General features: G+C 75.6%; 17 protein-coding genes. 8 read left to right on the top strand and 9 right to left on the bottom strand.

Going from position 1 to position 18,375, the window contains the following annotated elements:
* The 5 genes from ACI8AX_RS16845 to ACI8AX_RS16825 all read right to left on the bottom strand — a co-directional run bounded on the left by ACI8AX_RS16845 (position 1) and on the right by ACI8AX_RS16825 (position 5,389).
* A complete protein-coding gene (locus ACI8AX_RS16845; RefSeq protein ID WP_456550988.1) occupies positions 1 to 903 on the bottom strand; it encodes a transglutaminase family protein in 903 nt (300 codons plus the stop codon).
* A complete protein-coding gene (locus ACI8AX_RS16840) occupies positions 903 to 1,853 on the bottom strand; it encodes an alpha-E domain-containing protein (protein WP_456550987.1) in 951 nt (316 codons plus the stop codon). Before ACI8AX_RS16840 ends, ACI8AX_RS16845 begins: the two co-directional genes overlap by 1 nt.
* Complete coding sequence (locus ACI8AX_RS16835; RefSeq protein ID WP_456550986.1) at positions 1,847 to 3,523, bottom strand: circularly permuted type 2 ATP-grasp protein; 1,677 nt, start codon at positions 3,521 to 3,523, stop codon at positions 1,847 to 1,849. The genes ACI8AX_RS16840 and ACI8AX_RS16835 overlap by 7 nt, the downstream gene beginning before the upstream one ends.
* A gap of 68 nt (positions 3,524 to 3,591) precedes the next feature.
* Complete coding sequence (locus ACI8AX_RS16830; protein WP_456550985.1) at positions 3,592 to 4,356, bottom strand: class I SAM-dependent methyltransferase; 765 nt, start codon at positions 4,354 to 4,356, stop codon at positions 3,592 to 3,594.
* On the bottom strand, positions 4,349 to 5,389 hold the full coding sequence (locus ACI8AX_RS16825; protein WP_456550984.1) for a methylenetetrahydrofolate reductase C-terminal domain-containing protein: 1,041 nt from the start codon (positions 5,387 to 5,389) through the stop codon (positions 4,349 to 4,351). Before ACI8AX_RS16825 ends, ACI8AX_RS16830 begins: the two co-directional genes overlap by 8 nt.
* Before the next feature lie 169 nt (positions 5,390 to 5,558).
* On the opposite strand from ACI8AX_RS16825, the gene ACI8AX_RS16820 reads away from it, so the two are divergent.
* From ACI8AX_RS16820 to ACI8AX_RS16810, 3 genes are all read left to right on the top strand, one after another.
* The gene (locus tag ACI8AX_RS16820; RefSeq protein WP_456550983.1) at positions 5,559 to 6,560 is read left to right on the top strand and encodes a pirin family protein; all 1,002 of its coding nucleotides are present in this window, start codon (positions 5,559 to 5,561) and stop codon (positions 6,558 to 6,560) included.
* Between the two features lie 37 nt (positions 6,561 to 6,597).
* Positions 6,598 to 7,566, top strand: coding sequence for a pirin family protein (locus ACI8AX_RS16815; RefSeq protein WP_456550982.1), 969 nt, complete (start codon positions 6,598 to 6,600; stop codon positions 7,564 to 7,566).
* Between the two features lie 80 nt (positions 7,567 to 7,646).
* The gene (locus tag ACI8AX_RS16810) at positions 7,647 to 8,075 is read left to right on the top strand and encodes a PPOX class F420-dependent oxidoreductase (protein WP_456550981.1); all 429 of its coding nucleotides are present in this window, start codon (positions 7,647 to 7,649) and stop codon (positions 8,073 to 8,075) included.
* Between the two features lie 41 nt (positions 8,076 to 8,116).
* Here the strand turns inward: ACI8AX_RS16810 and ACI8AX_RS16805 are convergent, their stop codons facing one another.
* Positions 8,117 to 8,878, bottom strand: a complete 762-nt coding sequence (locus tag ACI8AX_RS16805; RefSeq protein ID WP_456550980.1) for a VOC family protein — start codon at positions 8,876 to 8,878, stop codon at positions 8,117 to 8,119.
* A 60-nt stretch (positions 8,879 to 8,938) separates the two neighbouring features.
* Positions 8,939 to 10,036, bottom strand: coding sequence for an LLM class flavin-dependent oxidoreductase (locus ACI8AX_RS16800; protein WP_456550979.1), 1,098 nt, complete (start codon positions 10,034 to 10,036; stop codon positions 8,939 to 8,941).
* Positions 10,037 to 10,352: 316 nt separating this feature from the next.
* Here ACI8AX_RS16800 and ACI8AX_RS16795 point away from each other — a divergent pair, with 316 nt between their 5' ends.
* The 4 genes from ACI8AX_RS16795 to ACI8AX_RS16780 all read left to right on the top strand — a co-directional run bounded on the left by ACI8AX_RS16795 (position 10,353) and on the right by ACI8AX_RS16780 (position 14,087).
* On the top strand, positions 10,353 to 11,219 hold the full coding sequence (locus ACI8AX_RS16795) for an ABC transporter permease (RefSeq protein WP_456550978.1): 867 nt from the start codon (positions 10,353 to 10,355) through the stop codon (positions 11,217 to 11,219).
* 71 nt (positions 11,220 to 11,290) lie between these two features.
* Positions 11,291 to 12,358, top strand: a complete 1,068-nt coding sequence (locus ACI8AX_RS16790; RefSeq protein ID WP_456550977.1) for a taurine ABC transporter substrate-binding protein — start codon at positions 11,291 to 11,293, stop codon at positions 12,356 to 12,358.
* Complete coding sequence (locus tag ACI8AX_RS16785) at positions 12,355 to 13,197, top strand: ABC transporter ATP-binding protein (protein ID WP_456550976.1); 843 nt, start codon at positions 12,355 to 12,357, stop codon at positions 13,195 to 13,197. The genes ACI8AX_RS16790 and ACI8AX_RS16785 overlap by 4 nt, the downstream gene beginning before the upstream one ends.
* 20 nt (positions 13,198 to 13,217) lie before the next feature.
* Positions 13,218 to 14,087 (top strand): TauD/TfdA dioxygenase family protein, encoded by an 870-nt coding sequence (locus tag ACI8AX_RS16780; RefSeq protein WP_456550975.1) that lies wholly within the window; start codon positions 13,218 to 13,220, stop codon positions 14,085 to 14,087.
* Positions 14,088 to 14,163: 76 nt separating this feature from the next.
* Here ACI8AX_RS16780 and ACI8AX_RS16775 read toward each other — a convergent pair whose 3' ends face one another.
* A complete protein-coding gene (locus ACI8AX_RS16775; RefSeq protein ID WP_456550974.1) occupies positions 14,164 to 16,194 on the bottom strand; it encodes a TPM domain-containing protein in 2,031 nt (676 codons plus the stop codon).
* Between the two features lie 128 nt (positions 16,195 to 16,322).
* Here ACI8AX_RS16775 and ACI8AX_RS16770 point away from each other — a divergent pair, with 128 nt between their 5' ends.
* Positions 16,323 to 16,682, top strand: a complete 360-nt coding sequence (locus tag ACI8AX_RS16770; RefSeq protein WP_456550973.1) for a Rieske (2Fe-2S) protein — start codon at positions 16,323 to 16,325, stop codon at positions 16,680 to 16,682.
* 47 nt (positions 16,683 to 16,729) lie between these two features.
* Here the strand turns inward: ACI8AX_RS16770 and mqo are convergent, their stop codons facing one another.
* On the bottom strand, positions 16,730 to 18,223 hold the full coding sequence (mqo, locus tag ACI8AX_RS16765) for a malate dehydrogenase (quinone) (RefSeq protein WP_456550972.1): 1,494 nt from the start codon (positions 18,221 to 18,223) through the stop codon (positions 16,730 to 16,732).
* Positions 18,224 to 18,375 lie beyond the last annotated feature (152 nt).

Genomic DNA, 18,375 nt, shown 5'->3' with positions numbered 1-18,375 from the left:
TCAGGCGAGGCGGGTGACCTCGACGGTGACGGTGTGCCCCTGGCTGCCGGCGCCGGAGAAGATCCCGCGGAAGGGCGAGACGTCGCCGTAGTCGCGGCCCCGGCCCAGCGTCACGTGCCGGGTGCCGACCTCGGCGGAGTTGGTCGGGTCGTAGGCGCACCAGCCGCCGTCCCACCACTCGACCCAGGCGTGGCTCTCCCCGGTGACCGTCCGGCCGACCGCGGCGTCGCGCGTGGGGTGGAGGTAGCCGGAGACGTACCGCGCCGGCAGCCCCACCGCCCGGAGCATGCCGACGGTCACGTGCGAGATGTCCTGGCAGACCCCCTTGCGGTGCCGCCAGGCCTGCATCGCCGTGGTCTTCACGTGGGTGGCGCCCGAGAGGTACTCCATGTGCTCGCGCACGTGCCGGCACAGCGCGGCGGCGGACTCGTGCGGCGGCAGGTCGCCGACGACGGCGCGGGCCTCCGCCACCACCTCGTCGTCGACCGCGGTCAGCGGGGTGGGGCTCAGCAGCTCCCCGTACTGGTCGCGCACCTCGGCGCCGCGCAGCGCCGCCCAGCCGACGTGCTCGTGGCCGGCCGGCTCGGGCCCGGCCTCGACGATCGACGTGCCGGTGACCACCAGCTCCTCGTGCGGGGAGTGCAGGTCGAACGCGGTCACCGTGGAGCCCCAGTAGTCGCGGTAGGCGTAGGCGGTGGCCGCCGGCTCGATCTCCACGCGGGAGCGCAGCGTCGTCTGCCGGGTGCTGTTCTCCGGCGTCAGCCGCGCCTCGTTGTAGGAGGAGCGGACCCGGCCGGCGTAGGAGAACCGGGTGCGGTGCACCACCTGCAGCCGCCAGCGGGACGACGGCGGGCGGCCGGCCTGCCCGTGCGCGGGGACCTGCTGGGCCTGCAGCTGTTCCATCAGGCGACCCCCTCGGGCACCCACACCTGCGGCGCCTGCTCGGTGAAGAACCGCTCGCTGACCGCGGCGCTGGCCGCCGAGCAGGTGCGCTGGAGCTCCTCCAGCCGGGCGGGGAGCCGGGACAGCAGCTCCGGCGTGCTCATGTACTCCAGCAGCGTGCGGGCCCGGCCGACGATGCGGTGCGCCTCACCCGCGACGCCGATGCGGGTGGCGTCGCGGACGGTGCTGCGCTCCAGCTCGGCCAGGCAGCTCTCGGCCTGGTCCAGCGCGGCGAACACCGACCGCGGGAACAGCCGGTCCAGCAGGAGGAACTCCGCGGCGCGGCTGGAGTCCACCACCCCGCGGTAGGTGCGCAGGTAGGGCTCGTAGGCGCCGGTGGAGCGGAGCACCAGCGTCCAGGACGGCGCGGCGTCCCCGGCGAGCACCCGGGTGGAGATGATCCGGGCGGTCATGTCCACCCGCTCCAGCGACCGGCCGAGCACCAGGAACAGCCAGCTCTCGTCGCGGCTCATCGTGGAGTCGGCCAGGCCGAAGACCATCGCCGAGCGCTCGCGGACGAACCGGAACAGCGAGTGCGGCCCGTACCGGCGGGCCATCGTGCGCTGCTGCGGCAGGGCGTTGTGGGTGACGTTCAGCGACTCCCAGATCTCCCCGGAGAGCACCTCGCGGGCGCCGCGGGCGTTCTCCCGGGCCGCCGACAGCGCGCCGACGATCGAGCTGGGGCTGTCGCGCTCGAACGCCAGCGTGGCCAGCACCCGCTCGGTGTCGGCCTCCTCCGGCGGGCAGGGCGAGCCCATCAGCGCCAGCAGGTTGGCGCAGGCCCGGCGCTCGTCGATCCACGGGTCCTCGACCAGCCGCTGGGTGTGCACGTCGAGGATGCGGGCGGTGTCGTCGGCGCGCTCGACGTAGCGGCCGATCCAGAAGAGCGACTCCGCGATCCGGCTCAGCATCGAGACGCTCCCGTCGCTCCCGGACTCGACCAGCCGTCCGGCCCCTCCCCGAGGCTCGGCGCGAGCTCGGGAGCGCTGAGGGGGGAGGGGTCCTCCGACTGCTGCTGCTGCTGGGACTGGCCGACGGCGGTGTCGTTGAGCGGCCCCGGGTCCTGCGCGGGCGGGTCGTCGGGCAGGTCGGCGGTGGTGAACTCGATGCGGGTCAGCTCCGGCACCTCCTCGGGCTCGCTGGCCGGGCGGGGGTGGCTGAGCACCCAGGTGTCCTTCGACCCGCCGCCCTGGCTGGAGTTGACCACCAGCTCGCCCTCCGGCAGCGCGACCCGGGTGAGGCCGCCGGGCAGCACCCACACCCGGTCGCCGTCGTTGATGGCGAACGGGCGCAGGTCCACGTGCCGGGGCGCGATCCGGCCGCCGATCAGCGTGGGGCAGGTCGACAGGCCGATCGGCTTCTGCGCGATCCAGTCGCGCGGCCGGGCGCGCACCTTCGCGGCGAGGTCGGTGAGCGTCCGCTCGTCGGCCCGAGGGCCGATGACGATGCCCTTGCCGCCGGAGCCGTCGACCGGCTTGAGCACCAGCTGGTCGAGCCGGTCGAGCACCCAGCGGGTGGTGTCCTCGTCGTCGAGCCGGTGGGTCTCCGCGTTGGCCAGCACCGGCTCCTCGCCGAGGTAGTAGCGGATCAGGTCGGGCACCCAGGTGTAGAGCAGCTTGTCGTCGGCGACGCCGTTGCCCACCGCGTTGGCGATCGTGACCCGGCCGGCGCGGGCGGCGTTGAGGACGCCGGCGCAGCCGATGACCGAGTCGGGGCGGAAGTGCACCGGGTCGAGGAACTCGTCGTCGATCCGCCGGTAGACGACGTCGACGCGGCGCTGCCCGTCCGTCGTCCGCATGCTCACCTGGTTGCCCGCGCACACCAGGTCGCGGCCCTCGACCAGCTCGACGCCCATCTGGCGGGCCAGCAGGGCGTGCTCGAAGTAGGCGGAGTTGTAGACGCCCGGGGTGAGGACGACGACCGTCGGGTCGGCGACGTTGGCCGGCGCGGAGGCCTTGAGCGCGGCCAGCAGGCGGGTCGGGTAGTCGTCGACCGGCTGGATGCGGTGGTCGGCGAACAGCTCCGGCAGCACCTGGCTCATGGCCGCGCGGTTGGTGATGACGTAGCTGACGCCCGAGGGCGAGCGCAGGTTGTCCTCGAGCACGCGGAAGTCGCCGGCCTCGTCGCGGACCAGGTCGATGCCGGAGACGTGCACGCGCACGCCGTTGGGCGGCACCAGCCCGTGCGCCTGCCGGTGGAAGTGCGCGCTGGTGGTGACGACGCTGCGCGGCACGACCCGGTCGGCGAACACCTGGCCGGCGCCGTAGACGTCGGCGAGGAAGGCCTCCAGCGCGTGCACCCGCTGGGCGACGCCGCGCTCGATGACGTCCCACTCCTCGGCGCCGATGACCCGAGGCACGATGTCGAGCGGGAACGGCTGCTCCTCGCCGGCGTGGGCGAACGTGACCCCGGCGTCGCGGTAGGTCTGGGAGAGCAGGTCGGCGCGGGCGGACAGCTCCTCCCCCGCCATCGGCTGCAGCGAGGTGAACAGCCCGGCGTAGGCCGCCCGGGGCTCGGCCGGCCTCCCGAACATCTCGTCCCACTGCTGCCCCAGCGGGTAGCCGTCGAAGAGGTCCGCCATGGCCGGGACCGTAGTTCGGTCGTGTGTCCCGCGCGTTTCGAGACCGCGACCTCCGGTCCCTCGACGCGTCAGGTGGCCGTGGCGAGACCCAGCCAGGGGACCAGCGCGCCGTCGGAGAGCAGCCGGCCCACCCGGCGGGACTGCTCCTGCGCCTCCGCCCACGCCGGGTCGTCCCCGTGCCGGCGCTCGACCTCGGCGTCGACGGCGTCGGCCCGCTCGGACCACTCCGCGGGGCTGTCGGAGAGGTCGGCCCGGCCGGTGCGGTCCAGCCGCAGCCCCGCGCCGGCCAGCAGCCCCGTCAGCTCGTCCTCGGACGGGAAGACGTTGCCCTCGGGCAGCGGCGGCGGCAGCGGCCGGACGGCGACGAAGACCAGCAGGCCCACCCGGCCCCCGTCGGCCACCACCCGGCGCAGCTCGGACAGGACGGCGGCCTTGTCCGGCGTCGTGCACAGCACCCCCAGGCACCAGGCGGCGTCGAACGTCCCGTCGGCGAACGGCAGCTGCTGGGCCGTGGCCACCACGGCGGGCAGGCCGAACAGGCGTGCCGACGCGCGCACCGCCTCGGCCATCGGCTCGGCGCAGACCGGCCGCACGCCGCGCTCGGCCGCCAGCCAGCCCGCGGGGCCGCCGACGCCGGCGCCGTCGTCCAGCACCCGGGCGCCGGGCCGCAGGGCGAGCCCGTCGGCCAGCCAGCGCAGGGCGCCCTCGCTGCCGCTGCCCCGGCAGCCGGCCGGGATCGCGTGCTCCGGGCCGAGCGCCCGCACCGCCTCCTCGGTCCACCCGGCGACCGTGCCGAACTCGGCCTCCATCGCCTCCGGCTCGATGTCAGCCACCGTGCTCCTCCCTGATCCGGGCCGCGACCTCGGCCTTGACCCGCGCCCCGGCGTCCTCCCCGTCGGCCGACGCGAGACCGGAGAGGTTGACCCCGGCCACCCCCTCGACCGCGAGGAGCGCGCGGGCCTCGGCGACGGCGGCGGCGATGCCCGCCTCGCGCGGATCGGCCGCGGCGAGCACCTGCTCGACCACGTCGTCGTCCAGGTGCAGGCCGGGGAAGCGCTGCAGCACCCGTGCCGAGCGCTCGTCGGCGTAGACGGCGACCGCGGCGACGAACGGCAGCGTGGCGCCGGCGGCGCGTGCGGCGGCGACGAACCGCGCGACCTCGGCGGGCGTGCGCACGTGGTTGAGCACGCAGACCTGCGCCCCGGCGCGCTGCTTCTGCGCCACGCGGGCCGGGCGCAGGTCCACCGGCGGGGCCGCGGGCGACTCGGGGACGGCGACCGCCAGGCCGGCGGACGTCGCCAGCGCCGCCAGGCGGGGCCCGTCGAGGTCGAAGACCTGCGTGGCGCCCGGGCGGACGCCGGGGCCGCGGGCGTCGCCGGTGACGCACAGGACACCGTCCACCCCCAGCGCGGCGAGCGCGGCCACCTCCTGCTCGAGCACCACGCGGTTGCGGTCGCGGCAGGCCAGCGTCGTCCACAGCCGGCCGCCGGCGTCGTGCACCTCGGCGGCGAAGAGCGCGGGCGGGAAGTCCGGCCGGTTGGCGTGCTCGCCGATCAGCAGGCCGTCGGAGACCGGGCCGACCACGCCGACCACGCGCCGCAGCGACGACGGGTCGTAGGGGACGACGGTGAGGTCGGTCAGCACGACCGGCCGGGTGCGGGCGGTGTCGAGCAGGCTGCCCGGGCGCGGCGCCGGGGCGGGCGGGGGCTCGACCGGCCAGGCCACCAGCGGCTCGCCGACGAAGACGCAGCGGTGCTCGGCGACCTCGCAGCCCTCGTCGGCCCGGACCCCGCCGCACGGGCCGAAGACCATCCGCTTCGGGCAGCCCTCCCGGGGCGGCAGGTCGGCGAGCATCGGCGACGGCACGCCTCCCACCCTGGTCGTGGTCCGCGAGATCTGCACACTCGGGCGTTTCCTGGGCCGCAGAGGCCCGAGTGTGCAGATCTCGCGCGGGAGGTGCGGGCGGGAACAACTGAGCGCCCGACCGCGCTAGGGTGGCCACAGGTAGTTGAGCTCTCAACTCAAGGAGGCCGCGATGCCCGCCATCACCGTCGAGGACACCACCGTCCTGCCCCGCGTCCCCGCGCCCGCCCCGGGCACGGTGCGCCGCCGGGTCCGCTCGGTGACCACCGCGCCGTCCGGCTTCGAGGGCGAGGGCTTCCCGGTCCGCCGCGCCTTCGCCGGCGTGGACCTGCGCGACCTGGACCCGTTCATCCACATGGACCAGATGGGCGAGGTCGAGTACGCGCCGGGCGAGCCGAAGGGCACCTCCTGGCACCCGCACCGCGGCTTCGAGACCGTCACCTACATCATCGACGGCACCTTCGAGCACGCCGACTCCCACGGCGGCGGCGGCACGATCAGCAACGGCGACACCCAGTGGATGACCGCCGGCGGCGGCGTCCTGCACATCGAGAAGCCGCCGGAGGCGCTGGTCGTCAGCGGCGGCCTGTTCCACGGCCTGCAGCTGTGGGTGAACCTGCCGCGGGCGCAGAAGTGGGTCGAGCCGCGCTACCAGGACCTGCGCGCGGACGAGGCCGTGCTGCTGGCCAGCCCCGACGCCGGCGCCTTCCTCCGGGTCATCGCCGGGGACGTCGCCGGCCACCGCGGCCCGGGGTCGACGTACAGCCCGATGGCGATGGTGCACGCGACCATCGCCCCCGGGGCGACGCTCGAGCTGCCGTGGCGGCCGGACTTCAACGCGCTGGTGTACGTCCTCTCCGGCGCCGGCGCGGTCGGGCCCGACGGGCAGCCGGTCCGCACCGGCCAGCTCGCCGTCTTCGGCCCGGGCGACACCATCACGGTCAGCGGCGCGAAGCAGCAGGAGTCGCGGACGCCGGCGCTGGACGTCGTCGTCCTCGGCGGGCTGCCGATCCGGGAGCCGATCGCCATGTACGGGCCGTTCGTGATGAACACCCGGCAGGAGGTCATGGACGCGTTCACCGACTTCCAGGCCGGCCGGCTGGGCGCCGTCCCGGCGCAGCGGGTCCCGCACGGCGACGTCCGGGGAGAGACTGGCCAGACGCCGGACGCCTGACGGCGCCCCGGAGCGGAAGGCCCCAGGAGGGAGCGCCATGAGCAACCTCGACCGCCGTCCGCCCGCCCGTGAACTGGGCGGGCGGGCGGCGACCGCCGCCGGCCCCGTGCTCGACCTGCTGCCGGCCAAGGAGGTGCCGCTCGGCGAGAGCACGCGCGTGCGCCGCCTGCTGCCCACCCTCGGCCGGCGGCTGGTCGGGGCCTGGGCCTTCGTCGACCACTACGGCCCGGACGACGTCGCCACCGGCCGCGGGATGCAGGTCGCCCCGCACCCGCACACCGGGCTCCAGACCGTCTCCTGGCTGCTGCAGGGGCGGGTGCACCACCGGGACTCGCTCGGCAGCGACGTCGAGTTCGGCCCGGGCGAGCTCGCGCTGATGACCGCGGGGCACGGCATCTCGCACTCGGAGCAGTCGCCGGTCGAGCACCCGAGGTACCTGCACGGCGCCCAGCTGTGGGTGGCCCTCCCCGACTCCGCCCGCGACACCGCGCCCGCGTTCGAGCACCACGCCCGGCTGCCCGGTTTCGCCTCCGACGGGCTGACGGCCACCGTGCTCATGGGCTCCCTGGGCGGCGCGACCTCGCCCGGCACCGCGCACACCCCGCTGCTCGGCGTGGACCTGGACCTGGCCGCCGGTGCCGACGTCGAGCTCGCGCTGGAGCCGGACTTCGAGCACGCCCTGCTCGGCGCCTCCGGCGGGGCGGACGTCGAGGGGGCACCGCTCGGCCACGGGCAGATGCTCTACCTGGGCACCGGCCGGCGCTCGGTCCGGATCCGCACCAGGGAGGCGGCGGAGTTGCTGCTCCTCGGCGGCGAGCCGTTCGAGGAACGGCTGGTCATGTGGTGGAACTTCGTCGGCCGGTCCGGCGAGGAGATCGCCGCGTTCGCCGAGCAGTGGAACGCCGACGACGGGCGGTTCGGCTCCGTGGTGGGCTACGACGGCGACCGGCTGCTCGCGCCGGCGCTGCCTCCGGTTCCGCTCAAGGCCCGCGGTCGGGAACGCTGAGGAAGGACCCCGTCCCCCTCCCCCCTCGCAGGCTCGGGGCGAGCCTCCGACGGGGCCGTCCGACACGAAGGAGCTCTCCCGTGACCGTCGAGCCCAGGTACCTCGAGTTCGTCGCCGGCCGGAAGTGGGGCGTGCTGGCCACCGTCAAGCGCGACGGCCGGCCGCAGCTGTCCAACGTCGGCTACGCCTACGACGCCGAGCAGCAGCTGTTCCGGGTGTCGGTGACCGCCGACCGCGCCAAGACCCGCAACCTCGCGCGCGACCCCCGCGTGACGCTGCACGTCTCCTCCGACGACTTCTGGGGCTGGGTGGCCATCGAGGGCACCGCGGAGCTCACCCCGGTCGCCGCCGCACCGGACGACGCCACGGTCGACGAGCTCGTCGCCTACTACCGCGGCGTCAGCGGCGAGCACGACGACTGGGACGACTACCGCGCCGCGATGGTCCGCGACCGCCGGCTCGTCGTCCGGTTCCGCCCCGAGCACGCGTACGGCCAGCTGCGCGGGTGACCCCGGGCCGGCGCGGCCCCTCCGCGCCGGCCCCGCGCCGCTCACTCCTCCGGCTGGACCTCCATCACCGAGAACGCCGCGCCCCACGGGTCGGCGACCACGGCGAACCGGCCGAACTCGGTGTCCTCCGCCGGGTGCAGCACCTTCCCGCCCCGGCCCTCGACCGCCGCCACCGCCTCGTCGGTCGAGGCGACGGCGAAGCAGACGCTCCACCCCCGCGGCAGCCCGGGCTCGGCCGGGCCGACCCCGCCCAGCGGCCGCTCGTCGGTGGCGAAGGTGGCGTAGCCGCCCATGTCGGGGAACTCGTCGAACCGGAAACCGAAGACCCGGGAGTAGAAGGCCTGCGCGCCGGCCAGGTCGTCGACCGCCGCCTCCTCCCAGGTGAGCGACCCGGGCTCGTTGAAGACGCGGACGCCGGTGTGCTCGCCGGACTGCCACAGGCCGAAGCCGTGCCCCTGGTCGTCGCGCGCGATCACCATCGTGCCCATCGGGCCGACCTCCATCGGCTCGACGACCACCGTGCCGCCCGCGTCGCGGATCGCGGCGGCCGTCGCGGCCGCGTCGTCGGTGGCGAAGTAGACCGTCCAGCCGGGTGGGTCCCCGTCGTCCGTCAGCGGACCCATGCCGGCCGCGGGCCGGCCGTCGCGCTCGGCGTTGAGGTAGCCGCCGTACTCCGGGTCGCCGCCGGACCAGCTCCAGCCGAACAGCGACCCGTAGAACTCCTTCGCGGCGTCGACGTCCTTGGCGCCGTAGTCGACCCAGCACGGCGTGCCGGCCGGCCAGGCGGTCTCGCGAGTGGGCATCGCTCCTCCTCCGGTGTGGGGGAGGCCACGGTGCCACCGCCCTCCGACGGTTCCCAGGGGTCAGGCCGCCCGGGACGCCGTCCCCAGCAGCGGCAGGACCTCCTCGCCCACCCGCCAGGCCTCTTCCAGGTGCGGCCACCCGGACAGCACGAACTCGTCGAAGCCGAGCGCCGCGTACTCCGCCAGCCGCTCGGCGACCTGCTCGTGGCTGCCCACGAGCGCGGTCGCCGCGCCCTCGCGGACCAGCCCGATGCCCGCCCAGAGGCCCGGCGCGATCTCCAGCGACCGTGCACCGCCGCCGGCCACCCCGCCGTGCAGCGCCGTCATCCGCGCCTGCCCGACGGAGTCCATCCGGGCGAAGCGCTGCTGCGCGGCGGCGATCGCGTCCGGCGACATCTGCGCCAGCATCCGGTCGGCCTCGCCCCACGCCTCCTCCGGGGTGTCCCGGCTGACGACGTGGACGCGGAGCCCGAACCGCACCTCGCGGCCCACGGCGGCCGCCTTCTCCCGCACCCGGTCCAGCCGGACGGCGACCTGGGCCGGCGGCTCGCCCCAGGTCAGGTACGTGTCGACCCAGCGCGCCGTCACGTCCTCGGCGGGACCGGAGGCGCCGCCCAGGTAGATCGGCGGCACGGGGTCCGGCGGCGCGTCCAGCCCGCCGCCCTCGACCCGGAAGTGCTCGCCCGAGAAGTCCACCGGCCCCCCGGCGAAGCAGCCGCGCAGCACCTCGAGGAACTCCCCGGTCCGGGCGTAGCGGGCGTCGTGGTCCAGGAAGTCGCCGTAGGCGCGCTGCTCGACCGGGTCCCCGCCGGTGACGACGTTGAGCCGCAACCGGCCGCCGGACAGCCGCTGGAACGTCGCCGCCTGCTGCGCGGCCAGGGTCGGCAGCGTGGAGCCCGGCCGGAAGGCGACGAGGAAGTGCAGCCGCTCGGTGAGCGCGGCCAGCGCGCCGCAGACCACCCACGGGTCCTCGCAGCCGGAGCCGACCGGCGTCAGGACCGCCTCGAACCCCGACTGCTCGGCGGCACGGGCGACCGAGGTCAGGTACTCGAGGGTGGGACGGCGGCTCAGCGCGGTCGGGTCGGAGCCGCGCGCGGTCGTCACCGGGTTGACGGCACGGCCGTCGCCGCGGGTGGGCAGGAACCAGGAGAACTGCACGGGGAGGTCCTCGGGGACGAGACGGAGGGGACGAGGCCGAGCAAACCACACTTTGTCGATGGGATTTGACGGAATAGCGCCGAGGGGCCTACCGTCCGCGGTCGTCGACTCCGGGACGCCCGTCCCGGCGAGTGCGGAGAGGAGTGCGCGCATGGCCCCCAGCCCGCTCACCTCCCGCCGCACGGTCGACCACGCGCGGGTCGCCAGCGCGCTCTGTCGCCGCTCCTGACCCCGGCCCTCTCGGCGCCCGCCTCCCGGCGCGGGCGCCTCCCCTGACGCGCGGCCCTCCGCCGCCGCCTGCCCCCAGGAGCACCCCGTGTCCGCCCTGCTGTCCGCCCCTGCCGCCGAGCCCGTGCTCGCCGAGCCGGCGGCCCTCGCCCGACGCCGCCGCAGCTCCAGCCGCCGGCACCGCGTCGGCGTGCGGGTCCTCGCCACGGCCGCCCTGCTCGGCCTGTGGCAGCTGCTGTACTCGCTGGAGATCTGGAACCCGGTGCTCCTGCCCTCACCCGGCGCGGTCTGGGACGCGCTGATCCGGACGTCGACGACGCACGACGACGGCACGGTCGGCTACCAGGGGAAGCTGCTGGCCGAGCACCTCGCCATCAGCCTCGGCCGCATCGGGCTGGGCTCGGTCCTGGGCATCGCGGGCGGTCTGGTCATCGGCCTGCTCATGGGGACGCTCCCCTGGTTCCGCGTCGTCGTGGAGCCGTGGGTCTCGTTCGTGCGCGCGCTGCCCCCGCTGGCCTACTTCAGCCTGCTCATCATCTGGTTGGGCATCGACGAGTCGCCGAAGATCTGGCTGCTCGCGATCGCCGCGATGCCGCCGGTCGCCGTCGCCACTGCAGCGGCCGTCGTCGGCGCCCCCACCGCGCTGGTCGAGGCCGCCCGCGCCATGGGCGCCCGCGGCTGGCAGGTCACCACGACCGTCGTCCTGCCCTCGGCGCTGCCGGAGATCTCCACCGGCATCCGGCTCGCCGTGGGCATCGCCTACTCCTCGCTGGTGGCGGCCGAGACGGTGAACGGGCTGCCCGGCATCGGCGGGATGATCCGCCAGGCCCAGACCTTCCTCCAGTCCGACATCGTCATCCTCGGGCTGTTCGCCATCGGCCTGTCCGGCCTGGCCATCGACGGGGTGCTGCGCGCGATCGAGCGCCGCCTCGTCCCCTGGCGCGGCCGCGCCTGAGCGCGCGCCGCCGTCCCCGCTCCCCGGCGCCATCCCGGCACCGGGACCTCCCCCCAAGTGAAGGAACCCGCATGAGCACGCCCCGCGGCTGGCGCCGCCTGGCAGCAGCCCTGTCCCTGACCGCCCTCGTCACCGGCCTGGCCGCGTGCGGCGACGACGCCGACTCCGCCGAGGGGGACGGCGGCGGCGCGGGCACCATCCGCATCGCCTACCAGGCCTTCCCCAGCGGCGACCTGATCGTCAAGAACCAGGGCTGGCTGGAGGAGGCGCTGCCGGACTACGAGATCGAGTGGACCCAGTTCGACTCCGGCGCCAGCATCAACACCGCCTTCGTGGCCGGCTCGATCGACATCGCGGCGATCGGGTCCAGCCCGGTGGCCCGCGGGCTGTCCGCGCCGCTGGACATCCCCTACCAGGTCACCTGGATCCTGGACGTCGCCGGCGACAACGAGGCGCTGGTCGCCCGCGAGGGCACCGGCATCGAGTCGGTGGAGGACCTGGTCGGCCGGAAGGTGGCGACGCCGTTCAGCTCCACCTCGCACTACAGCCTGCTCGCCGCGCTCGACCAGGCCGGGGTGGACGCCTCGGAGGTCGACCTCATCGACCTGCAGCCGCAGGACATCGTCGCCGCGTGGGACCAGGGCACCGTCGACGCGGCCTACGTGTGGCTGCCCGCCCTGGACGAGATCCGGGGGTCGGGCACCGACCTGATCAGCAGCCGGGACCTCGCCACCGACGGCAAGCCGACCCTGGACCTGGGCGTCGCCACCACCGAGTTCATCGAGGGCAACCCCGAGGCGATCTCGGCCTGGCGGCAGGTCGAGGCCCGCGCGCTGCGGCTCATCGCCGAGGACCCGGACGCCGCCGCCGCGGCCGTCGCCGAGGAGCTGGGCATCGACCCGGCGGCCGCCGCGGACCAGCTGTCCCAGGGCGTGTTCCTCGACCCGGCCGACCTGGCGAGCTCCGAGTGGCTGGGCACCCCGGACGCACCGGGCGACCTGGCCGCCGCCCTGCAGTCGGCGGCCGAGTTCCTCGTGGACCAGCAGCAGATCCCCGAGGCGCCGTCGCTGGAGGACCTGCAGGCCGCGATCCACAACGAGGGCCTGGCCGACGACGTCGCCGAGGACGCCGGCCAGTGACCCGCACGACCGACGGCACGCCGTCCCCGGCCGGGGAGCCCTCCCCGGCCGGGGCGGCCGCCCTGCGGACCGGTGGCGTCCCGCTGTCCATCCGGGACGTCGCCCACTCCTACGGCCGGGGGCCGGCCGCCGTCGCGGCGCTGGGGCCGGTGTCGCTGGAGGTGCCGGCCGGGGAGTTCCTGGTCCTGGTCGGCCCCTCCGGCTGCGGCAAGAGCACCCTGCTGCGGCTGGTCGCCGGCTTCGAGCAGGCCACCTCCGGCACGCTGCGCGTCGGCGGCGAGGAGCCCGAGCCGGGCCGGCAGGCCGGGGTCGTGTTCCAGCAGGCCCGGCTGCTGCCGTGGCGCACGGTCGGGGGCAACGTCGACCTGGCGCTGCGCCTGGCCGGGGTGCCGCGCGAGCAGCGACCGGCGCGGGTCGAGCAGCTGCTCGAGCGCGTGGGCCTGGCCGGCACCGCCCGGCGGCGCACCTGGGAGATCTCCGGCGGTCAGCAGCAGCGGGTGGCGATCGCCCGCGCGCTGGCCGGGTCCGCGCCGGTCCTCCTGCTGGACGAGCCCTTCGCCGCCCTCGACGCCCTCACCCGCGAGCGGCTGCAGGAGGACGTCCGCCAGGTCTCGGCCGAGACCGGCAACACGTCGGTGTTCGTCACGCACAGCGTCGACGAGGCGGTCTTCCTGGGCTCCCGGGTCGTCGTCCTCACCCGGGCCCCGGGGCAGGTCGCCCTCGACCTCGAGGTCCCGCTCCCCCGCTCCGGCCTCTCCCCCGACGACCTGCGCGGTCTCCCCGAGTACGCCGCGCTGCGTGCCGAGATCGGGGCCGCCGTCCGCTCCGTCGCCAGTTGACCCGACCGAAGGAGACCCGCATGACCCTCGTCGCCCCCGCCCCCGCCGACCTGCTCGCCGTCGAGCGGCTCGGCGCCTCCCACGGCGCCCGCATCACCGGCGTCGACCTGGCCACCGCGAGCGACGAGACGCTCGCCGCCGTCCGCGCCGCGCTGACCGAGCACAAGGTGCTGTTCTTCCCGGCCCAGTCGCTCGACCCCGACAGCCAGGTGCGGCTCGGCCGGCGGCTGGGCGAGCTGACGCCGTCGCACCCCGTCGTCCGCGGGCTGGACGACGACCACCCGGAGATCTACTCCCTCGACGCCGCCGACAACGGCTTCGCCGACGTCTGGCACACCGACGTCACGTTCGTCCGGCGCCCGCCGCTGGGCTCGATCCTGCGCGCGGTGCAGTTGCCGCCGGTGGGCGGCGACACCTCCTGGGCCGACGCGGAGGCGGCCTACGCGTCGCTGTCGGCGCCGGTGCGCGCGCTGGCCGACCAGCTCACGGCGGTGCACGACGGCAACCGCGAGTGGGGCTACCACCTGGCCCAGCGGGGCGGGAACCGGTGGGAGGACGGCGAGTACACGCGGCTGGAGCCGGTGGAGCACCCCGTCGTCCGGGTGCACCCCGAGACCGGACGGCGCAGCCTCTTCGTCAACCCCGGCTTCACCTCGCACGTCGCCGGGGTGTCCGAGGCCGAGAGCCGCGGCCTGCTGGACCTCTTCTACGCCCACCTCACCAAGCCCGAGCACGTGGTGCGGCACCGCTGGTCGGCAGGGGACGTCGCGATGTGGGACAACCGCTCGACGCTGCACTACGCCAACCGCGACTACGGCGGCTTCCGCCGGATCATGCACCGGGTGACGCTGCGCGGCGACGTCCCGGTCGGCCCGGCCACGACCGGCTGACCCGCTCCGCGCGCGTCCTCCCTCGCGGCCGGCGGTGACGGAGGACGCGCGGCGGTGAGGGAGGACGGCGCCCGGGTCAGAAGCGGCCGCCGCCCGACCGGCCCCGGCCGCCGCCGCGCGAGCCGCCGCCGAAGCTGCCCCCGCTGCGCCGCCCCGACCCGCCGAACGAGCCCCCGTACCGCCGTCCGCCGCCCCCTCCGCCGAGCAGGATGCCGCCGAGGACGAGGCTGCCCAGGTCAGGGCCGCGCCCGTAGCCGGGGCCGGCGAAGCCGCCGCCGAAGCCCGGCCCGTACCCGCCGCCGTACCCGCCGCCGCCGTAGCCGGAGTTCCAGGTCGAGACGTCGGACTGGGCCCGCTGCAGCGCCTGCGCGGCCAGCGCCTCCGCCTGCTGCGCCTCGCGCACCGCGGTCACCGGGTCGCTGCCGCCCAGCTGCGTCGCCGCGTCGAGGTGCCGCTGGGCCTCGGCCAGCCGGGTCCGGGCCTCGGGTCCGACGGCGCCGCGGCGGGTGGCGATGAAGTCCCCGGCCGCGGCGATCGCCGAGCGGGCGTTGAGCAGCGCCGGGTCCAGCGCCGCGGCGGCGCGGCGGGCCCGGGCCTGCGCGTCGCGGGCCACCGACAGCGCCTGCTCCAGCGCGATGTCGGCCTCCTCCAGCCGGCGCAGCGCGGTGAACGGGTCGGGTAGCGCCCCGCCGGTCGTGGCCATCGCCTCGTCGGCCGCGGCCAGGCCCGCCTCGGCGCGGGCGATCTGCGGCCGCAGGCCGCTCTCGTCGCCGGCCGCCACCAGCGCCCGCGCCTCGGCCAGGTCCTGCTCGGTGTCGGCACGGACGGCGGGGATGCGCTGCACGGCCGCCTCCAGGTCGGTCGCCAGCCGGCCGATCGCGTCGAGCAGCTGGCCGGTCTGCACCACGGCGTCCTCGGCGGCCCGGATGTCGCCCACCGCTGCGCCCGGGGCACCGTTGTCCAGGGCCACGCGCGCCTCGGCGACCTCGGACTCGGCCGCCGCGAGCCGGGCGCGGGCCTGCTCGAGGTTGTCCTCGACGGGCGCGATGGCCGCCGGCGCGTAGCGCCGCTGCAGCTCGGCCATGCGCTGGGCGTCGGCCGGCATCCGGCCGTGCAGGGCGGTGATCCGCGGGCCGAGGGCCTCCAGCGCCTGCGGCGCGTTCTTCTCCAGGTCGCGGAGCTGGTCGAAGGCCTCGGCCTGGGCGTCGAGCCGGGCGTCGGCCGCCGACGTCAGCTGCAGCATCTCGGTGAGCATGGCGCGGGTGGTGGGCTCGTCCTCCGGGATCTCGTCGTCCAGCTGCTGGCGCAGCGTGAACGCCCGGGTGAGCTCCTGCCGGGACTGCGCGAGGGCCTCGGCGAAGCCGGCGACCGCCTCCTCCCCGTACTGCAGGCGGGCGAAGTCGAGGTCCAGCTGCGAGGTCTTCACCGCCTCGTCGAGCTCCAGCAACGCGGTGCTGGCCTGCGCCTGCAGCTGCTCGGTCGGCACGCCGGCGTGCGGGTCGGGCCGCTCGAGCCGCTTCACCGGCGGGCCGGCGGCCTCCCGCCGCCTGCGCCGCACGCGCGAGACGGCGTACGCCCCGCCGCCGAGCAGGACGAGGCCGCCGACGACCGCGGCCGTGCCGGCGCCCGACGAGCCGCCTCCCGGGGAGCCGCCGACCTCGTCGCCCAGCCCCTGCGCGAAGGCCTCGACGCCGCCGCCCCAGTCGTCCTGGCGGAACTCCGGTTCGGCCTCGGCGACGAGCACGTCCCTGATCTCGGCGTCCGACAGCGGGAAGTCGTCGGGCACCCAGTAGCCGTACTCGCCCTCCACGGCCACGGCCAGCAGCGCGTCCCCCGACCCGAGACCCGACTGCTGCGCCGTCGCCTGCGCCCACTGGCCGGAGTCGGCGCCGTCGAACGACTGCACGAAGACGACGAACAGCTGGACGTCGTCCTCGCTCTCCAGCTCCGTGATCGCCGCGTCGGCGCCCGACTCGTCGGCGACCACGCCGACGCGGTCGTCGAGCTGACCGCGCACGGCGACGGGCGGCTCCGCCAGGGCGGCCGGGCCGGTCAGGACCACCGCACCGGCGACGGCGAGGACGACGGACGTGCGGCGGAGGACCACGACGGCGACCCTACCCAGGCGGAACGGGTCCGAGACGGTTCACCGGGGAGCAGGCGAGGGGGGTCGGGAGCCGCCGCGGCGGGTAGGGCGCGACGGAACACGTGCCCCACGACCGAGTTGGAGACGACATGGCCGACCAGCCCGACCGCATCCCCGCCGCCGACCTCCCCCCGGGCTCCGTGCGCCGCGTGGGCGACTGGGCGGTGGGCAACCGCGGCGGCGCCTACTTCGCCGTCTCCCGCCGCTGCCGGCACCAGCTCGCCGACCTGTCGAAGGGCGAGCTCGACGCCGAGGGCTGCCTCGTCTGCCCGTGGCACCAGAGCCGCTACGACGTCCGGACCGGCGAGATGGTGTCCGGGCCGCGGGGCTTCCTCGGCTACCACGGGCCCACGCCGGGCTACACGCAGGTCGTCCGCGGCTACGCGAGGTACCTGAGGCTCCGGGTCCGCCGGGCCCTGCGCCGCGGCGACGACGTCGTCCTCGAGTAGCGGAGTCGCTGGGTGACGGAAACCGTCACCCAGCGACTCCATCGGGGTCAGGCGACGAGCTCGAGGGTCTTGGTCGTCTCGGCGCGGACCTCGGCCAGCAGCGCCGTGTCGGCCGCCAGGCTGCGCCCGTAGGAGGGGATGGCCTCCTGCAGCTTCGGCCGCCACGCGTCCACGTGCTGCGGGAAGCACCGCTCCATCAGGGTGAGCATCGCCGAGACCGCCGTGGACGCGCCGGGGGAGGCCCCGAGCAGACCCGCGATGGAGCCGTCCGCCCCGGTGATCAGCTCGGTGCCGAACTGGAGCACGCCCTTGCCGCTGGTCGGGTCCCGCTTGATCACCTGGACCCGCTGGCCGGCGGTGATCATGTCCCAGTCGCCCTGCTCGGCCAGCGGCACGAAGCCCTGCAGGGTGCGGTGCCGGGCGGCGCGGGACTGCACGAGCTCGCCGATCAGGTACTTGGTCAGCGCCAGCTCGGTGCGGGCCACGCCCAGCATCGAGCCCAGGTTGTTCGGCTTGACCGACAGCGGCAGGTCGAACATCGACCCGGCCTTCAGGAACTTGGGCGACCAGCCGGCGTAGGGGCCGAACAGCAGCGAGTACTCGCCGTCGACCAGGCGCAGGTCCAGGTGCGGCACCGACATCGGCGGCGCGCCGACGGCGGCCTGGCCGTACACCTTGGCCTGGTGCCGCGACACCAGCTCGGGGGAGCGGGTGCGCAGGAACTCCCCGCTGACCGGGAAGCCGCCGAAGCCGCGGATCTCGGGGATCGCGGCCTTCTGCAGCAGCGGCAGCGCGCCGCCGCCGGCACCGACGAAGACGAAGCGGGCGTGCACGGTGCGGTGCTCGCCGGTGACGACGTCCTTGACCGTCACCTTCCAGCGGCCGTCGTCCATGCGCTCGAGGTCGCTGACCCGCTGGTCGACGTGCACGTGCACGCCGCGGGTCTCCGCGTCGGCCAGCTGCAGCCGGGTGAGCGCGCCGAAGTTGACGTCGGTGCCGGCCACCGCACGGGTGCCGGCCACCACCTCGCCGGGGTCGCGCCCGGCCATCATCAGCGGGACCCACTCGGCGAACGTGGCCGCGTCGTCGGTGTACTCCATGCCCTCGAACAGCGGGTGCGAGGCGAGGGCGGCGTAGCGGTTGGCCATGTAGGCCCGGCCGGCCTCGCCGGTCACGAAGCTGATGTGCGGGACCGGGGTGATGAAGTCCTTGGGCGAGCCGGTCAGCCCGTTGCGGACCAGGTGCGACCAGAACTGGCGCGAGAGCTGGAACTGCTCGTTGATCGCCACGGCCTTGCTCGGGTCCACCCGGCCGTCGGGGCCGGCGGGGGTGTAGTTCAGCTCGCACAGGGCGGCGTGCCCGGTGCCCGCGTTGTTCCACGCGTCGGAGCTCTCCCCGGCCACCGCGGGCCCGGACTCGAAGACGGCGACGCTCCAGCCGGGAGCGACGATGCCGAGCAGCGACGCGAGGGTCGCGCTCATGATGCCGCCGCCGACGAGCACTACATCGGGGTCGGTGGCGGGGGCGAGCTCGGTGGACACATCTGCCTCTCTGGCTCCGGTGACGAGGTCCACCACCGACCATCGGCCACTGCGGGCCCGGGCACGCCCCCTCGGCGGTGTGAGATGTGTCGTACCCGTCATGAGATGAATCACGCGGGACCGGGTGGTACGGCGCGGACCGCCGTGGCACG

This window comes from Blastococcus sp. SYSU D00813, from assembly GCF_054050735.1.
The sequence above is the reverse complement of the archived record's forward strand: the minus strand, read 5'-3'. Positions and strand labels throughout refer to the sequence as shown.

Excerpts from the sequence above, each read along its gene's own strand:
- ACI8AX_RS16820 (WP_456550983.1), top strand. The coding sequence starts at position 5,559 with ATGCCCGCCATCACCGTCGAGGACACCACCGTCCTGCCCCGCGTCCCC.
- ACI8AX_RS16790 (WP_456550977.1), top strand. The coding sequence starts at position 11,291 with ATGAGCACGCCCCGCGGCTGGCGCCGCCTGGCAGCAGCCCTGTCCCTG.
- ACI8AX_RS16805 (WP_456550980.1), bottom strand. The coding sequence starts at position 8,878 with ATGCCCACTCGCGAGACCGCCTGGCCGGCCGGCACGCCGTGCTGGGTC.
- ACI8AX_RS16845 (WP_456550988.1), bottom strand. The coding sequence starts at position 903 with ATGGAACAGCTGCAGGCCCAGCAGGTCCCCGCGCACGGGCAGGCCGGC.
- ACI8AX_RS16780 (WP_456550975.1), top strand. The coding sequence starts at position 13,218 with ATGACCCTCGTCGCCCCCGCCCCCGCCGACCTGCTCGCCGTCGAGCGG.
- ACI8AX_RS16840 (WP_456550987.1), bottom strand. The coding sequence starts at position 1,853 with ATGCTGAGCCGGATCGCGGAGTCGCTCTTCTGGATCGGCCGCTACGTC.
- ACI8AX_RS16770 (WP_456550973.1), top strand. The coding sequence starts at position 16,323 with ATGGCCGACCAGCCCGACCGCATCCCCGCCGCCGACCTCCCCCCGGGC.
- ACI8AX_RS16835 (WP_456550986.1), bottom strand. The coding sequence starts at position 3,523 with ATGGCGGACCTCTTCGACGGCTACCCGCTGGGGCAGCAGTGGGACGAG.
- ACI8AX_RS16815 (WP_456550982.1), top strand. The coding sequence starts at position 6,598 with ATGAGCAACCTCGACCGCCGTCCGCCCGCCCGTGAACTGGGCGGGCGG.